This is a genomic window from Gemmatimonadales bacterium (assembly GCA_036279355.1).
GTDB lineage: Bacteria > Gemmatimonadota > Gemmatimonadetes > Gemmatimonadales > GWC2-71-9 > DASQPE01.
On the sequence record DASUJH010000004.1, the window covers coordinates 18,415 to 35,096 of the forward strand.

Annotated in this window: 16 protein-coding genes; 11 read left to right on the forward strand and 5 right to left on the reverse strand. The window is 71.6% G+C overall.

The features are described 5' to 3' along the window. Positions 1-42 precede the first annotated feature (42 nt). Positions 43-657, forward strand: a complete 615-nt coding sequence (locus VFW66_00845) for a Uma2 family endonuclease (GenBank protein ID HEX5385225.1) — start codon at positions 43-45, stop codon at positions 655-657. A 52-nt stretch (positions 658-709) separates the two neighbouring features. On the opposite strand, the gene VFW66_00850 is transcribed toward VFW66_00845, so the two are convergent. Together VFW66_00850 and VFW66_00855 are read right to left on the reverse strand one after the other, a co-directional pair. After that, a complete protein-coding gene (locus tag VFW66_00850; protein ID HEX5385226.1) occupies positions 710-1,429 on the reverse strand; it encodes a hypothetical protein in 720 nt (239 codons plus the stop codon). Between the two features lie 76 nt (positions 1,430-1,505). After that, on the reverse strand, positions 1,506-1,703 hold the full coding sequence (locus tag VFW66_00855; GenBank protein ID HEX5385227.1) for a hypothetical protein: 198 nt from the start codon (positions 1,701-1,703) through the stop codon (positions 1,506-1,508). 65 nt (positions 1,704-1,768) lie between these two features. Between VFW66_00855 and VFW66_00860 the strand changes: the two genes are divergently transcribed. Further along, the gene (locus VFW66_00860) at positions 1,769-2,650 is read left to right on the forward strand and encodes a hypothetical protein (GenBank protein ID HEX5385228.1); all 882 of its coding nucleotides are present in this window, start codon (positions 1,769-1,771) and stop codon (positions 2,648-2,650) included. Here the strand turns inward: VFW66_00860 and VFW66_00865 are convergent. Further along, on the reverse strand, positions 2,634-2,960 hold the full coding sequence (locus VFW66_00865) for a YtxH domain-containing protein (GenBank protein HEX5385229.1): 327 nt from the start codon (positions 2,958-2,960) through the stop codon (positions 2,634-2,636). The genes VFW66_00860 and VFW66_00865 overlap by 17 nt on opposite strands. 224 nt (positions 2,961-3,184) lie before the next feature. Here VFW66_00865 and VFW66_00870 point away from each other — a divergent pair, with 224 nt between their 5' ends. From VFW66_00870 to VFW66_00895, 6 genes are read left to right on the forward strand one after another with little or no spacing between them, the layout of a single operon-like run. Further along, on the forward strand, positions 3,185-3,964 hold the full coding sequence (locus tag VFW66_00870; protein HEX5385230.1) for a GAF domain-containing protein: 780 nt from the start codon (positions 3,185-3,187) through the stop codon (positions 3,962-3,964). After that, entirely contained in the window at positions 3,961-5,976 is a 2,016-nt protein-coding gene (gene ligA, locus VFW66_00875; GenBank protein ID HEX5385231.1) for an NAD-dependent DNA ligase LigA, read from the forward strand. The genes VFW66_00870 and ligA overlap by 4 nt, the downstream gene beginning before the upstream one ends. A gap of 33 nt (positions 5,977-6,009) precedes the next feature. Further along, positions 6,010-6,612, forward strand: a complete 603-nt coding sequence (locus VFW66_00880) for a V4R domain-containing protein (GenBank protein ID HEX5385232.1) — start codon at positions 6,010-6,012, stop codon at positions 6,610-6,612. Positions 6,613-6,672: 60 nt separating this feature from the next. Further along, positions 6,673-9,594 carry a protein kinase gene (locus VFW66_00885; GenBank protein ID HEX5385233.1) on the forward strand — a complete coding sequence of 974 codons (2,922 nt, stop codon included), beginning with the start codon at positions 6,673-6,675 and terminating at the stop codon, positions 9,592-9,594. Between the two features lie 16 nt (positions 9,595-9,610). Continuing rightward, positions 9,611-12,421 (forward strand): serine/threonine-protein kinase, encoded by a 2,811-nt coding sequence (locus VFW66_00890; GenBank protein HEX5385234.1) that lies wholly within the window; start codon positions 9,611-9,613, stop codon positions 12,419-12,421. Between the two features lie 54 nt (positions 12,422-12,475). Then, entirely contained in the window at positions 12,476-12,898 is a 423-nt protein-coding gene (locus VFW66_00895; GenBank protein ID HEX5385235.1) for a hypothetical protein, read from the forward strand. On the opposite strand, the gene VFW66_00900 is transcribed toward VFW66_00895, so the two are convergent. After that, positions 12,895-13,899 (reverse strand): DUF4097 family beta strand repeat-containing protein, encoded by a 1,005-nt coding sequence (locus VFW66_00900; protein HEX5385236.1) that lies wholly within the window; start codon positions 13,897-13,899, stop codon positions 12,895-12,897. The two genes, VFW66_00895 and VFW66_00900, sit on opposite strands and share 4 nt — an antisense overlap. Before the next feature lie 144 nt (positions 13,900-14,043). On the opposite strand from VFW66_00900, the gene VFW66_00905 reads away from it, so the two are divergent. Further along, the gene (locus tag VFW66_00905; protein HEX5385237.1) at positions 14,044-14,853 is read left to right on the forward strand and encodes a serine/threonine-protein kinase; all 810 of its coding nucleotides are present in this window, start codon (positions 14,044-14,046) and stop codon (positions 14,851-14,853) included. Between the two features lie 28 nt (positions 14,854-14,881). Here VFW66_00905 and VFW66_00910 read toward each other — a convergent pair whose 3' ends face one another. After that, on the reverse strand, positions 14,882-15,391 hold the full coding sequence (locus tag VFW66_00910) for a phosphoribosyltransferase family protein (protein ID HEX5385238.1): 510 nt from the start codon (positions 15,389-15,391) through the stop codon (positions 14,882-14,884). Positions 15,392-15,519: 128 nt separating this feature from the next. On the opposite strand from VFW66_00910, the gene VFW66_00915 reads away from it, so the two are divergent. Together VFW66_00915 and VFW66_00920 are read left to right on the forward strand one after the other, a co-directional pair. Next, positions 15,520-15,963: a tetratricopeptide repeat protein gene (locus VFW66_00915; protein HEX5385239.1), complete on the forward strand. Its 444-nt coding sequence runs from the start codon at positions 15,520-15,522 to the stop codon at positions 15,961-15,963. Continuing rightward, on the forward strand, positions 15,960-16,679 hold the full coding sequence (locus VFW66_00920; GenBank protein HEX5385240.1) for a hypothetical protein: 720 nt from the start codon (positions 15,960-15,962) through the stop codon (positions 16,677-16,679). The genes VFW66_00915 and VFW66_00920 overlap by 4 nt, the downstream gene beginning before the upstream one ends. Positions 16,680-16,682 lie beyond the last annotated feature (3 nt).

A 16,682-nucleotide genomic window follows, 5' to 3' on the forward strand; every position in this document is an offset into this window, starting at 1 on the left:
GCAGAATCCGATCCGAACTGCGGCGGTTCGGTACACGTCCCGATGCCGGCCGCTGACATGCTGGCGGATGCCGAGTTGCACCGTCCCCAGCCGAGGCCCCAGATTATGGCCATGCCGTGGCCGCTCCCCACGTTCACCGTGGACATGGTCCGCGCCCTCCCCGACGACGGCAACCGCTACGAGTTGGTCGGGGGAGTGCTGCTCGTGACGCCGGCACCGGCGCCGCTGCATCAGATCGTACTGGCGCGCCTGCTGACGAGCATCGCCGTGTATCTCGAGCACGAAGGCGTGGCTCGCGCCGCGAGCCCCGGCGAGATCGAGATCCAACCGAGCTTGCACCTCGAGCCCGACCTGCTGGTCTTCCCGGCGTCATATCCCATTCGGAGCACGTGGACCGAAATAGCCGAGTGGTGGCTTGCGGTGGAGGTGCTGAGCCCGCAATCGCGCATCTACGATCGCGACTACAAGGTGGACGCCTACCTCGCCGCTGGCGTCGACGAGGTCTGGATCGTGGATCCGAAGGGGCTCGTCGTCGAAGTCTCCGCGCAGGACGGCGGCCGGTTCACGCCACATCGCGATGAGCTTACATGGCACCCGCGCGGCATGGCGGTGCCGCTTTCGCTGGACCTCTCCCGCATCTTCGCCGAGATAAGCTGACCACCCGCGGGCGCAGACCGGGGCTGCCCCCGCACCGCGCCCGCCGTCCGCGTCAGCCGATAAGCATGCGCGCGAACGCTTGCCACGCCTCGGTGCCGCTCACCGCGAGCCGCAGCGGTTGCGACACGAGGATCAGCAGCCCACCCCAGACGTACGCCGGGTGCACCTTGTGCCGGGTCGCCAGGTCGTACAGCACCGCGACCAGGATGAAGAGATCGGCCACGCCGAAGTAGAAGAGGGGTCCCGCCTTCATCAGATCCGTCGGGAGGCGCGCCGCCGCCGCCGCGAGCAGACTCACCGTGGCGAGCAGCATGAGCCGCTTGTGCGCCTGCGGGCTGCGCCGGAGATAAATTGCCGCCGCCACGAGCGGCGCGAACACCGCCATGTCGAACAGGGGAATCGCGAGGAAGGTGAGCGGCGGGATGCCCGGCGGTCCATGCCCCGCCCGCGCCGCGCCGATGGCGGTTACCGTCCCGAGGATCACCATGAGCAGAGCGATCACCGCACCCGCCACGCCGAGCCGCCGATGGATCGCAACGCGCCGGGTCGCGATGAGCGCGGTCTGGACCAGGAAGAGGAGGATCCAGGAGGAAAAAACCAGGCCGTGCACCAGCCGCAGCCCGGTCGGCACTGGACGGTTGAAGTAGGGCGCGAGGTAGAAGCTGCGGGAGAAGCCCGCGAACACCAGCGCCGCAGCCGCGACGGCCATCGCCCCGTAGAAGAAGCGATCGTTGGCATGGGGGCGCGCGGAAGAAAGGGTGGCGGTGGTCACGGTGCCTCCGGGGCGTGTTCTTGTCGACCGTCTCGTTCGTCTGAGTCAGAGTGCGGCGGCGCGGGGACGCGCGCGCTCAGGCCGCGTCGGGCGGCGGCGCGGCGGCGCGCACCTCCTGCTCCGCGCGCTCCAGCGCCTCGCGATCGATGCGGGGCTTGCCGCCCACCAGCCGGGGACCGGGATAGTGCCGCTCCCGGAGCAGCCATGCGAGCAACGCGCCGACCGCCGCGGCCGCCACGAGAATGGTGCCGAGCCCGCCGCTCACGAGCGGCATGGCGGCGTCCTTCGCTCCGGCGTCCTTCGCTCGATAGACACTGTGGACCGATGATACATGCAGCGATGACACATAGACCCGTACCGACGTTGCTGATGGCCGCCGCCCTCGCCGGCCTCGCGCCTGCTGCCCCCGGTCAGACCGCGGCGGCGCAGATGCCGGGGCTGGCCGCGCCCGCGTCCGCCATCCCGGCTCAAACGCGGACCGCCAGGCCCGCGCCCCTCGGCGACTCCGCGTCCGACCCGATCGCACGGGGCATCGCCGCCTTCGGCGCGCGGGAGCCCGCCGCGGCGCTCGCCGCTTTCCAGGACGCCCTCGCGCGCGACTCGACGAGCTACGAGGCCAACTGGCGCGCCGCGCTCGCGTGCATCACCCTGGGCGCCGCGACGCCCGACCGGGTGGAGAGCCCCGCGCGCGACTCGCTCTACCATAGCGCCGAACTCTATGCCCGCCGCGCCGTGCGTGCCGACAGCATGGGCGCCGAGGGCCAGTTCGTGCTCGCGAACGCGCTCGGCCGCACCGCGCTGACCAGGAGCCGCGACGAACGCATCCGCCTCGCCGCCGAAATTCGTTCCGCGGCCCTCCGCGCCATTGCGCTCGACCCGCGGCACGACGGCGCCTATCACGTGCTCGGCCTCTGGAACGCGGAAATCATGCGGCTGAGCGGCTTCAGTCGCTTTCTCGCCCGGCACCTTATGGGAGGGGGGATTTTCGGCCAGGCCTCGTGGGACGGCGCCATCGACAACATGCGCCGCGCGGTCGAGCTGGATTCGACCCGCATCGTTCACCATCTGGATCTTGCCAAGATCTACGTCGATCGCAAGCGCTGGGGCGACGCCCGTGCGGAGCTGGATACCGTGACCACGCTCCCGGTGCGCGACTATCTCGACCCCCAATACAAGGGAGAAGCCGCGGCGCTCCGCGGGCGGATCAGCGGGCGTCGCTGAGCGTATCGCGCGCCTCGCCCGCCAGCCGGTCGAGCTGGCTGCGGAGGCGCCGGCGCCGCCGGATGAGGTCGCGCCGGGCGCCGCGCGTCGCGTCGTCGAGACCCTCCTGGGCCCGCTCGCGCAGCTCGCGCACCCGCCGCCCGAGCTTGTGGCGGGTCCGCTCCCCCGAGCTCGGCGCGAACAGCATCCCGATGCCGACGCCGATGACCACGCCGAGCACGATGCCGGCGGCGAACGTGCCGCCCCCGTCCGGCCGTTCGCGATCGTCGGCGCTCTCCGCCGGATCGTGGTGATCCTGGTTCCGTCCCATGTGCGCCTCCCGACTGCAACGCGCGGCTCGGTGTTGCGGGCAACGAGGTTCCGTTGGCTCAGATGCTCCGGAACGTAAGGCGGCGGCGAGAACGGCGTCAACCTTCGCGACACCCGGAAACACCGCCCGTAACGCGCCCGGGCCCGCCAGCCCTTGCACACGTTCCCCCCGGCAGGGGTCATTCCTTATAATTGGACCACCCCCATCATTCCCGGACCGGACCCATGACGACGATTTCGTCGGCCCCCGAGGACATCGAACGCCTGCAGGCGCGGATCGACCTCCTGGAGCAGGAGCACCGACACCTCCTCGCGGTCGTCGAGATCCTGCAGGAGATCGCGGGGTCGCTCCACTTCGTGGACATCGTGCAGTCGGTGGCCCGGCGACTCGGCGAGGCGTTCGGCCTCGACCGCTGCTCGATCTTCCTGGCCGAGCGCGGCGGCGAGACGGTGCGCCTGGTGGCGAGCTACGAGGACCCGAGCATCCGCAACTACGTGGTGGACCTGGCGCGCTACCCCGAGCTCAAGCGCGCGTTCGACACGGGGCAGACGGTGTTCATTCCGGACGTCGCCACCGACCCATCGCTCCGCGGCGCGCGCGACGCGCTGAGCCTCCGGCGGGTGAAGAACATCGCCGTCGTGCCGATCACGTGGCGGAGCGCCCCGATCGGCGCCATTTTCTTGCGCACGTTCCGCGACGGGCCCGCGTTTACCGAGGCGGACGTGCGATTCTGCCAGGTCGTGGCAAGCCTGACCGCCAAGGCGCTGCGCAACGCGCACCGGTACGAGCGGCTCCAGCTCCGCCGCGGCGACGACCCGGCGGGCCGCGCCGCCGACCGCGAGCGCGCCGCCGTCCTCGGCTTCCTGCGCCGGCTGCTGGACGCGTTCGCGGCCAAGGAGGAGCCATGGGGCGAAGGCGCGCTGGCGCGGGCAAGCGCGGCCGAAGTGGACCGGCTGGTGGGCGTGGCGCTCACGGTGCTGTCGCAGGAGGCCGCAGCGCGGTGACTCCTGGCGCGGTGAGCCGCGCGGAAGAGCTCCGCCGCCAGATCGATCGGGCCAACCACGCGTACTACGTGCTCGACGCGCCGGAGATCTCCGACGCGGAGTACGATCGCCTTTTCCGCGAGCTGGAAGCGCTCGAGGCGGCGCACCCCGAGCTGGCCGCACCCGACAGCCCCACCCGCCGGGTCGGCGCCGCGCCGGCCAGCGCGCTCGTCAAGTATCGCCACCGCTGCCCCATGCTCTCGCTGGCCAACGCCTTCTCATCGGCGGAGCTCACCGCGTGGGAGGATCGCAACGCGCGGCTCGCGCCCGAAGTCCGCACCGCCGGCTACACTACCGAGATCAAGATCGACGGCGCCGCCGTGAGCCTCACCTACGAGCGCGGCCGGCTCAGCGTGGGCTCCACGCGCGGCAACGGGATCATCGGCGAGGACGTGACCGCCAACCTCCGCACGTTGGCCGACGTGCCGCTCGCGCTCGCGGGCAGCGACCACCCCGCGCTGATGGAAATCCGCGGCGAAGTGTACATGCCGTTCGCGTCGTTCCGGCGGGTGAACGCGGCGCGCGAGGCGGAGGATGAGCCGCTCTTCGCCAACCCGCGCAACGCGGCGGCGGGCGCCCTCCGGCAACTCGACTCGCGGGTGACGCGGGCGCGCCGGCTCCGCATGTTCGCCTTCCAGATCGAGATCATGGAGGGCCGGCTCGACCTGAGGACGCAGTGGCGGATGCTGGACCGGCTCGCGGCGTGGGGCTTTCAGGTGGAGCCGCACCGGGAGCGCCACGCGGATCTCACCGATGTGATGCGGCGGGTCAGCGAGCTCGAGGCGGTGCTGGCCACGCTGCCCTTCCAGGCCGACGGCATCGTGGTGAAGGTCGACCCGCTCGCGCTGCACCGCGAGCTGGGCGACGTGGGCGGCCGCGAGCCGCGCTGGGCGATCGCGCGGAAGTTCGCGCCCGAGATCGCCGTCACCCGCGTGCGCGACATCAAGATCAACGTGGGCCGCACCGGCGCGCTCAACCCCTGGGCCGAGCTCGAGCCAGTGGAGCTGAGCGGGGTCCGGGTGAGCGCCGCGACGCTGCACAACGAGGACCTCATTGCCGAGAAGGACATCCGCATCGGCGACTGGGTCGAGGTGATCCGCGCCGGCGAGGTGATCCCGCAGGTCGTGCGCCCGCTGATCGAGAAAAGGACCGGCGCGGAACGGGTGTTCGTGATGCCCGACCGCTGCCCCGCCTGCGGCACCCCGGTCGAGCGCCCGCCCGACGAGGCGATGCGGTACTGCCCCAACGCCACCTGCCCCGGGCGTGTGCTCGAAGGCATCGTGCACTACGCCGCGCGCGAGGCGATGGACGTCCGCGGGCTGGGCTACGAGCGGGTGCGACAGCTCCTCAACGCCCGGCTCATCGCCGATGTGGGCGATCTCTACCGGCTCACGGCCGCGCAGCTCGTCGAGCTGGACCGCTTCGCCGAGCAGAGCGCGGAGCAACTGGTCCAGGCCATCGAGGCATCCAAGGCCCGGCCCCTTGCGCTCCTTCTCTTCGGCCTCGGCATCCGGCACGTCGGGAAGAACGTTGCGCTGCTCCTCGCGCGGCGCTTCGGCACGATGGACGCGCTCATGGCGGCATCGGCGGACGAGATCAACGCGGTGCCGGGGGTCGGGAGCGCCATCGCGGACGCGGTGACGCACTTCTTTGCCGATGCGCGGAATCGGGGGCTCGTCGAGCGCCTCCGCACCGCGGGCCTCAACTTCACCGAGCCGACCGCGGCCGCCGCCGACGGCGCGCTCACCGGCAAGACCTTCGTCATCACCGGCACGCTGCCAACGCTTTCTCGACCCCAAGCGATGGCAGTGATCGAGCGCGCCGGCGGCCGGGTCGCAAGCTCGGTGAGCAAGAAGACGGACGCGCTGGTCGCCGGCGACGACCCGGGCAGCAAGCTCGAGCGGGCCCGCGCGCTCGAGATCGAAGTGATCGACGAAGCCGAGCTGTTGCGCCGTGCCGGCTCGCGGCGCTAACGTCAACCTTCCACTCTTCTCAACCGGGTGCCCATGACCGCACCGACCTTCCCCACCGGCCGCTACGGCGTGACACTCGGCCGGCGCGTCCTGCAGCAGCTTCGGACCACGCTCGAGCGGGATGCGGGCCTGCAGGCGGCCGCCTATCTGCAGGAGGCCGGCTTTGCCGGTGGCGAGGCGCTCTACGACGCCTACGCGGCTTGGCTCCGGGATGCGACCGGCATCGACCGACCCGCCGCGCTCGACGCCGCGCACCTGAGCGAGATGCTCTCGCGCTTTCTCGGCGAGCTGGGCTGGGGCAGCATCGCCGTGACGCCGCTCGGCGGCGCGGCGCTGGCACTCGACTCGGCCGACTGGGCGGAGGCGGTGGACGGCGCCGGCGCCGAGTATCCCTGCTGCCACCTCTCGTGCGGGCTGCTCGCCGATCTTCTGGGCCGAATCTCGGGCGAGCTCGTGGGCGTAATGGAAGTCGAGTGCCGCTCGCGCGGAGACGGGCGCTGCCGCTTCATCGCAGCCGCACCCGAGACGCTCGCGGCGATGTACGAGCGCATGGCGCAGGGAATGAGTTACTCGGATGCGCTCGGGTTGGACGGCGGAGCGGCCGGCGGCGCGAACGGGAGCGCCTCCCCGACCTGACGCCGCTGGTCGAGGGGTCTATACTTCCGGAGACCCCCAACGTGATGGCGGAGCTGGCCCGTGCCGGAGCTGCAGGAGCGACTTGAAGCCGCGCTAGGTGCCGCCTATCGCCTCGAGCGAGAGTTGGGCGGCGGCGGCATGAGTCGCGTCTACCTCGCCGAGGAGACTGCACTCGGCCGCCGCGTGGTCGTCAAGGTGCTCCCGCCGGATCTCGCGGCGGGCCTCAACGCCGAAAGATTCCGCCGCGAAATTCAGCTCGCCGCCAAGCTCCAGCACCCGCACATCGTGCCGGTGCTCGCCGCCGGGCGCGCCGGCGAGCTGCTCTACTACACCATGCCGTTCATCGAGGGCGAGTCGCTCCGCGCGCGCCTGGCGCGCGAGGGCGAGCTGCCCGTGACCGACGCGGTCCGGCTCCTCCGCGACGTGGCCGACGCCCTCGCGTACGCGCACGAGCACGGCGTGGTCCACCGCGACATCAAGCCGGGCAACGTGATGGTGAGCCGGCATCACGCGCTCGTCACCGACTTCGGCGTGGCCAAGGCGGTGAGCGAGGCGGCAAGCGGCGAGCCGGCGGGCGGCCCGTTCACCTCGGCCGGCGTCGCGATGGGCACGCCAGCCTACATGGCGCCAGAGCAGGCAGCGGCCGATCCGGCCATCGATCATCGCGCCGACATCTATTCGGTCGGCGTCATGGCGTACGAGATGCTTGCCGGACACACGCCGTTCACCGGCCGCACGCCGCAACAGCTCCTCGCGGCGCAAGTGAACCGCACCCCCGAGCCGCTCGAGTCGGTGCGGCCGTCGGCGCCGCCCGAGCTGGCGGCGGTCGTCATGCGCTGCCTCGAGAAGCGTCCCGCCGACCGGTGGCAGAGCGCCGACGAGCTGCTCCGCGCGCTCGAGGCCGTGGCGACGCCCGGCACCGGTACCGTCGCCACCACCGCGCATCGTGCCGCGGCGGTCGCGCCCACGACGCCGGTGCCGGCAACGCGTGCGCCCCGCCGGCGCCGCGTCACCACCGCGCTCGCCGGCGCCGGGGCCCTCGGCGTCCTTGCCATCGGCCTCCACGCGACCGGCATCTGGCCGGGCCGCTCGCTCATGGACCGGGGACTGCTGAGCGCGCGGGAGCGGATCATCGTCTCGGAGTTCCGTAGCCCGCCGGCCGATTCGGTGCTGGGCGGAGCCATCACCGAGGCGTTCCGGATCGACCTCGCGCAGTCTCCGACGGTCACCGTGCTCCAGCCGGATTACGTCCAGCAGACGCTGGCCCGGATGCGGCGCGATCCCAAGGCGCCGCTCGACCCGGAGGTCGCGCGCGAAATCGCGATCCGCGACGGGATCAAGGCGTATGTCGCCGGCGAGGTCGTGCACGCCGGCACCGGCTACGTCATCTCCACGCGGCTCATCTCGAGCACGTCGGGCGACGCGCTGGTGTCGCTCCGGGAGACGGCCGACGATTCGACCCGGATCCTCTCCGCCATCGATCGGCTCAGCAAGGCCATGCGCCAGCGCATCGGCGAGTCGCTCCGGACCCTGGGCGCCAACGAGCCGCTCGAGCAGGTCTCCACCGGCTCGCTCGCGGCACTCAGGAAGTACTCGCTGGCGCTCACCGCCAACCGGGAGGGCGACACGGAGCGCGCCATCGCCCTTTTGCGTGAGGCGATCGGGCTGGACAGCGGATTCGCAATGGCTTATCGCAAACTGGGCGTGGTGCTGAGCAATAGCGGCGCCCGCCGGAGCGAGCAGGTCGACGCTTTTGCCCGCGCCTACCAACACCGCGACCGGCTCACCGACCGCGAGCGCTATCTCACCGAGGCGGCCTACGCGGCCTACGTCACCGGCGAGACGGAAAAGGAGATCACGGCCTACCGGTCGCTGCTCGATCTCTATCCCAACGACACGTATGCGCTCAACAACCTGAGCATCGTGTACACCGACTCGCGGAACTACGCGGAGGCGGAGAACCTCGCGCGCCGGGCCGTGGATGCGCAGCCAAATGACCCGACGTTCTACCTCAACTTGATGAGCGCGCAGGCATCGCAGGGCAAGCTGGCCGCGGCGCGGGCCACGCTCGACACCCTGCGGAGCCGGGTGCCGGGCACGCCGTACGCTGCTTTGTCGGAGGCCGGCTTCGCCGTGATGGGTGGCGACTACGACAGCGCGGAGGCGGTCCTGCAGCAGTTGCAGACGGCGCGGCGCGAGAGTGCGGGCTGGCGCACCATGACGGCCGAGCAGCTCGGTTTCGTTGCTGCGGCCCGCGGACGCCTGACCGAGTCCGCAGCGGAGTTCAGCGAGGGCGCGGACGCGGCGGCGTCGCTGGGGCAGCCACAGCAGGTGCTCATGTTCGACGTCGCGCGGGCGGGGATCGATCTCTGGTTCCGCGGTGCGCGGGACCGCGCCGTCCGGGTCGTGGATGCCGCGCTCGAGCGCCATCCGCTGGCGAGCTTCGCCCCCGCGGACCGGCCCTACATTCCGCTCGCCACCTTCTACGCCGAGGCCGGCCGGCCCGACCGGGCCCGCGCGCTGCTGGCGGACTTCGACCGGACAGCATCCGCCGGCGACCGCCGCCTCGCGGAAACGGAACGCCACGTGGCGATGAGCTCCATTGCGCTCGCGGAGCGCCGGCCGCGCGACGCCATCGCCGAGCTCCGGGAAGCCGGTGACGACAAGTGCGCGGCCTGCCGGCTGCCCGCGCTCGGCCGCGCGTACGAGGCGGCCGGCGAGCCGGACTCGGCCATAGCGGCCTACCAGCGCTACGTCACCACGCCCTTCATGGAGCGGCTCGGCCCCGACGCGGTATGGCTGCCCTGGACCTACCTGCACCTGGGCGGCCTCTACGAGGAACGCGGCGACCGGGCACGCGCGGCCGATAACTACGGGAAGTTCGTGCGGCTCTGGAAAGGGGCCGACCCCGAGCTCATGCCCAAGGTCGCGGACGCGCGGCGGAGGCTCGCGGCGCTGACGGGGGAGCGCGCAACGACGTAAACCGGAGAGGGCGCTCGTGGCCGACTTGAGTTCCCGCCTTGCCGCCGCCCTCGGAGACCGCTACGCGATCGGGCGCGAGCTCGGCAGCGGCGGCGCCGCCATCGTGTTCTTCGCCCATGACCGGAAGCACGGGCGCGCGGTGGCGCTCAAGGTGCTCCGCCCGGAAGTGGCCGCCTCGCTCGGCGCCGAGCGCTTTCTCCGCGAAATCCGCATCGCCGCGGGCCTCACCCATCCCCATATCCTGCCGGTGCACGACTCGGGCGAGGCCGGCGGCCTGCTGTACTACGTCATGCCGTTCGTCGAGGGCGAGTCGCTGCGCGAGCGCATGCGGCGCGAAGGCGCGCTGCCGCTCGACGACGCGCTCCGGGTGGCCCGCGAGGTAGCGGACGCGCTGGGTTACGCCCACTCGCAGGGCGTCGTGCACCGCGATATCAAGCCGGGCAACATCCTCCTCGTGGGCGGCCACGCCGTGGTGGCGGACTTCGGCATCGCCACGGCATCGAAAGCCGCGCTGCGCGACATGGATGACGTCGGGGCGAGCGATGCCGCGCTCACCGAGCTCGGGCTCGTGATCGGAACGCCGGCCTACATGAGCCCCGAGCAGGCGGGCGCGCGCGGGCCGGTGGACGGACGCAGCGATCTCTACAGCCTGGGCTGCGTGCTGTTCGAAATGCTCACCGGCGCGGCGCCCTTCCCCGCCCCGACACCCCAGGCCGTGCTCACGCGGCACTCGACCGATCCGCCGCCGAGCGCGCGCGCAGGCCGGCCGTCGGTGCCGGTGCGCGTCAACGCGGCCGTGGGACGCGTCATGGCGAAATTGCCGGCGGACCGATACCGCACCGCCGCGGAATTCGTCGACGCGCTCGAGGACCGAGAATCGGCGCGCCCCGTCGACGAGCGCCCCGCGCCGAGCAAGGCGGGCTGGATCGTTGCCGGCGCTGCATTGCTGTTGCTCGCCGCCGCCGCTGTGGTGTGGAGCGGCGAGTGGCGGCCGCGCGCATTGTCGGGCACGGGCGTGGTCGTGCTCCCGTTCGCGAGCGACAGCGCGGCCCCGGGGCACGAGGGTGCCGGCACCGCCCGGCCGGAAGAGTTGTTCGCCAATGGGCTCGAGTGGCTGCCAGCCCTGCGCGCGATCGACGGCGCGCCCGTCGTGGCACGGGTCGCCAACTGGCGCTCGGCCGGTCTCCCCGACGTGCTGCGCAGGGCGCGCGCGCTCGGCGCGCGCTACGTGGCCTCCGGCACCGTGCGCTCGGGTGAGTACGGGGACGGCGTCGTCATCGATCTCTACTCCACGTCCGAAGGCAGCCGACTGTATCGCTACGAGGAGACCGACGACAGCGGCCGCCTGGCGCGGGCGCTGGACGGGATCGCGCTCCGCGCCCTCTCGGGAATTGCCCTCCGCGACGGCCTGCTCTCCGCCGACCGGAAGTGGACCCTGTCCGCCACCTCATCCGCCGCGGCATTCGGCCACCTGGTGCAGGGCCAGACCGATCTCTTCCGCGACGACTACGACGGCGCCGCGGCCGCGTTCCGCGATGCGATCGCGGCGGACCCGGACTGCGGGCTCGCCTATCACCGGCTGAGCGTGGCGCACGAGTGGCGGCACGATTTCCCCGCCGCGATGGCCGCCCTGGCCGCGGGCCTTGCGCGGGAGCAGCGGCTCTCCGCGCCGGCCGCCGAGCTGCTTCAGGCCCGGCGCTACTATCTGCTCGGCCAGGGCGACAGCGCGATCGCCACCTTCCAGGAGACGGTGCTGGATCGGCCCGATGCCACCGACGCGTGGTTTGGCCTGGGTGAGTCGCTCTTCCACTACGCCGGATACGCGGGCTACCACGCCGTGGACGCGGAAGCGGCGTTCGCGCGCATGTACGCGCTCGACAGCGTGTTCGCGCCGATTCACGACCACGAGATCGACCTCGCCATCGCGAGCGGCGATCGGGCACGGGCGATGGCCGCGTTCGCGCGCATGCGCCCGGAGGACATGTGGCGCCCGGCACGCGCGGCGGCGCTCGCCCTCCGGTTCGGCTCGCCCGCCGAGCGCCGGCGCGAGCTCGCCCAGCTCCGGACGGCAAGCCGCGCCACGCTCACCGACCTGATCCAGCTCTGGCTGCACGGCCCGATCGATGCCGGCCTCGCGGATACGCTGGCCACGATGCTCACGGGACCCGATGCGACACCGGAGCAGCGGGTGCGCGCGGCGGAGTACCGGGTCGCGGCCCTGGGCGCGCAACGCCGCTGGCCCGAGGCGGAAGCGGTGTGGGACTCCGCGGCCGCCATCACGCCGTTCGATGGGTGGATCGTGCAGGCATATTTCGCGGGCCTCCCCGCCGAGCGGCTCGCTCGGCCGATGCTGGACTACGCGCGCCAGGCTGTCGACCGAGGCGAGTCTCCGGATTTCCGAATGCCCGCATGGGATGCGGTGCAGCAGCCGTTCTTCGCGCTGGTGCACGAGGCGGTGCTCGACGGCGATGGCCAGCGCGTGCGCGCGTTGCGCGACGCAATCGATCGCGCGCCCAAGGACACGACGCTCCCGTATCGTGTCGCGCCGGCGTTCCGCGCGGCGCTCGACGCCCGGCTCGCGCTGCTGGCGGCGGACACCGTCCGCGCCATCGCGGCGCTCCGGCAGTCGGTCTCGCGCGTCGCCGGTCCGGGCGACAGCTACTTTCCGATGCTCTCCATGGCTCCGGAACGCGTCGCGCTTGCACGCCTGCTCGCGGCGCGCGGCGACTCGGCGGGGGCGGCGCAGGTCCGCGAATCGTTTTCCGAGACGTGGGCGCTCGCAGACGCGATGTTCGCCGCCGGGGCGCGGAACCCCCGCGCCCGGTAATACGCTGGGCCAGCAGTGAGACTCACGCCGTCACACCAGGGATGGGAGGCTCGCATGTCCGGGGATGCAACGAAGGTGCAGGAGGCGCTGGGCAACCTGGCGCTCCTGGGCGACCATCCGATCAAGCAGTCGTCGCCCAAAATCGACCCGCCGACGCTCGAGGGGCTCGACGATGTCACGGCGTTTCTCGTGACCTACGTGCTCGACCTGCAGCGGCGGATGGAATACCTCTTCCTCGCGACCGCCGAGTTCGGGGCATACGGCTCGCCCGAGCTGGCGGCCGATCTCAAGCGGGATTACGACCGGTTGAATGAAGGCACCCTCGAGGCCGTGTCGTGGCAGGAGCGGGCGGCGCGTGCCCAGGAGGCTTTGCTCGCCGCGCACCGGCGGGCGGGGCCGGCGCACGAGCGGCTGCTCGGGGATCTGGCCGGCCGGGCCAAAGGCGGGGTGCCGCCGGCCACGGGCCCGGCGCGCTAGGAGGCCTTGCGCAGACGCACGTCGCCCGAGCCGGTCGAGACGGCGATCCGGCCGTGGCCGTCGCCGATGGTGCCGCGCACGTGGTCGCGGCCGGTCCGAACGATCGTCAGCGGAAAGTCGAGATCCACATCGCCGCTACCGGTCTCGAGGTCGACGACGGCGCCGAGCGACGGCGGCGCCGTGATGGCCACGTTGCCCGAGCCGGTTTGGATCCGGAGCGACTCCACCCCGCCGGTGAGGTCGGCCGTGACGTTGCCGCTGCCGGTTTCGACCTTGATGGTGGGCGTCTGCAAGTCGCTCAGGCGGACGTCGCCCGCGCCGGTCTCGATCTTGAGCGTCCGCGCCTTGACCCCACCGGCGCTCACTTCGCCCGCGCCGGTTTCGGCCGCAACGGTTTCGCCCTGAAAATTGGAGATGTCGATCTTGCCGGCGCCGGTCTCGAAGGAGAGTTCGCCCCGGCTGCCGGTGGCGGTGATCGGCGCGGCGCTGGCCTCGACCGCAATGCGCCCGTCCACGTTCGTGAGCGTCACCGCGCCTACCGCGAGGTGCATGGTCAGTTGATGCCCGGCCGGCACGGCGACCCGGAGATCGGCCCAGGCCTCGTCGCCTGAGTCACCGATCCTGAGCCGGCGGCCGCGGTCCTCGTCGTCGTCGTTCCGGTCGAAGGTCCCATCATTTCGCACCCGAAGCGTGGTCGAGCCGCTTCCCATGGCGGGGTAGCGCAGCCGGTCGCCGGGGTAGACGATCCGGAGCGCGTCGCGGCCCCTCACCTGGCCCTGTGCCACGCGCAACTTCGCGGCATCGGCGCCGGCCAGTGTCACGGCCACCCCTACACCGTCGCCGCTCCCCGGCTCGACCCGGATGGTGCCGGCCAGATCGTAGATCACCGGATCGGTTCCACGGAGCACGTAGTTGCCTGAGCCCTGAGCCGAAACGGATGCGGGCAGAAAGGCGACGGCCGAGACAAGCGCGGCGGCGGTGATGGCAGCGGCGAGACGCATGTGGATCTCCGGTGGGGAATCACCGCTGAGACGGTGGCGACGCCCGAAAGGTTGCAGCCGCCCGCTTGCGTCGGGACGGCGCACCCCCGACTATAGCGAAGTCCCCTCTTCGAGGCTCGACCGATCCGGCGCGATCTGCTTCCGATGCTGCAGGAGGCCCTGGGCGACCGCTACGCCGTCCGCCGCGAGATCGGACGGGGTGCCGCCGCGCGCGTCTTCCTGGCCGAGGACAGTGCCGGCCGCCGGGTGGCGCTCAAGATTCTCCATCCCGAACTGCAGGTGAGCGTCACCGCCGATCGGTTCCTCCGCGAGATCAACCTCGCCTCGCGCATTGACCACCCGCTGGTGGCGCGCGTGCTCGATTCGGGTGAAGCCGGCTGGCTGGTATACTACGTGATGCCGTTCATCGAGGGCCCGACGCTCCGCTGCCACCTCGACCGGGTGCGCCGGATGACCGTCGCCGACGTGAGGCGCACGGGCCGCGATCTGCTCGGCGCGCTTGCCGCCGCACACGCAACCGGCATCGTCCACCGGGACGTGAAGCCGGACAACATCCTCCTCTCACCCGACGGCGCGGTGCTGGTCGACTTCGGGATCGCGCGCGCGATCGAGGCGGCGGGCTCCGGCAGCCTCACCCGCTCGGGCATGACGGTCGGCACCTCGAGCTACATGAGCCCGGAGCAGATCCAGGCCGCGGGCGACCTCGACCATCGCACCGATCTCTACTCGCTCGGCTGCGTGTTGTTCGAGAGCCTGGCGGGCCGGCCGCCGTTCCGGCACGGAAATGAGATGGTGGTTTTGCAGATGCACCTGAACGATGCGCCGCCCGACGTGCGATCGTTCAGGGAAGAGACGCCTGAGGCGCTGGCCCGCGCGATCGGACAGGCGCTGGAGAAGGAGCGGGACAGGCGCTGGGATTCCGCCGGCGCGATGGCGGCGGCGCTGACCGCCTGACCGCCTGACCGCCTGACCGCCCGACGCCTTACATGCCGAGCCGCGTCGCGTAATCGGGACGGGTGATCAGCTCGCCGTTCTGAATGATCTCCCGGTCCCACGGCAGGATAATGAAGTTCTCGGTCTCGAATGCCCAGAAATCGGGCGCGTACTCGCCGGTCTTGAACGAGACGGCGCTCCGCACCTCAGCCGGGCGGAGCGAGCGCACCTCGCTCAGCGCGAGCTTCATCGTGTTGCCCGACTCGCAGGTCTCGTCCACCACCAGCACCCGGCGCCCGCGAACGCTTGCCGGCGGCCCCGCGACGACGACCGGATCGGTATCGGCGCCCTGGCGCGTCACCACCATCGACGCAAAGTCGCACTGCATGATCGAGGCGACGACGACGCCCGGAATGACACCCGCCTTGGCGATGCCGAGCACGACCTCGGGCTGGAACTCGCGGGCGACCCTGAGTGCCAGCGCGCGGCACAGCTCGCCGAAGAACGGCCAATCGACCTCGAGCGTGCCTCGGGGCGAGGCGGGAGGGGGGCGGCGCATGGGAGCAAGCTAACGGCCGGCGCGCGCGGAGCAACCGCGTTGCGGGGCACTTGGGCCCGGGCTATTATTGCGCCAAGCGCGTAATCTCCACCGCGCAAAGGACTTCCCCGAGCCGCGCCCGCGATTTGATGAGCATCTGGCAACGGTTGTTCGGCAGCGCGCCGAAAGAGGCGCTGCGCCCCCAGCGCCTCGACTATCTGAACGAAGGCCTCGCGCTCGAACGTCAGGGCGAGTACGAGGCCGCGCTCACGTCGTATCGGCTCGCCTTTCGCGATAACCCGAGCGACTCCCGGATTCTGCTCAACATGGCGATCGCATTCACCAAGACGGGCCAGCCCGACGAAGCGATCCGCCACTACCGCCGCGCGCTCGACCTCGACCCATCGCTCGGCGGCGCGCACTACGGCGTGGCGTTCCTGCTGCTCAAGCGCGGCGAGACTCAGCAGGCGGCCGAGCACCTCCGCGCCTTTCTCGCGCGGCCGCCCAAGGGTCCGGATGCAGAGCGCTGGATCCGGCATGCGGAAGCGGCGCTCCGAGAGATCGCCAGCTCGCCCGCGCCGGAGACGCTGTGAGGTGGCGCGCGCTCCTCGGTTTGATGGCGGCGTGGGGCGGCGGAAACGGCGGGCTCGCCGGGTGCAGTAACCTGCCGGTGCAGAACGGCATCGCGGGGCTCGAGGTCCAGGTTCCTGACCCGCCGGCCGTCGAGGTGGGGCAGACGATCGTGCTTCACGCGCACGCGCTGGACCAGAACGGCGATAGTGTGGCGGCGCCGATTACCTGGGCTTCGCCCGACGCCGGCGTGTCGCTCACGAGTGACGGCCACCTCACCGGAGTTACGGGCGGCGTGCAGGCCCGGGTGCAGGCGCGGACCGATTCGATCTTCTCCGATTTCATCACCTTCACCGTGAACTTCCGTCCCGATACCCTCGCGCTCACGGGCGACTCGATGCTTACGGTGGCCGCGGGCATCACGACGTCGGCGCCGCTCGCGGCCGCTATTTTTGCCAGGGCCCCCGCGCTGCAGCCGCTCACCGCGGAGACGATCCACTACCAGGTGACCTCCCCGGCCTTTGCCGACCCCGCCCAGCGCACCGTCGAGCTCAGCGGCGGCGTGCTCTCGCTCGATGCCCACACCGGGAGCGATGGCGCACCCACACCCGCCGTGACACTCAATCGGGTGTCCGGGCGGACGGCGCCCGCGAGCGCGGTGGTGATGGTGAGCGCCACCACCGCGACGGGGAGCACGGTGCCGGGGTCCGGCCAACGGTTCGTGGTGACGTTCCAGTAGCGA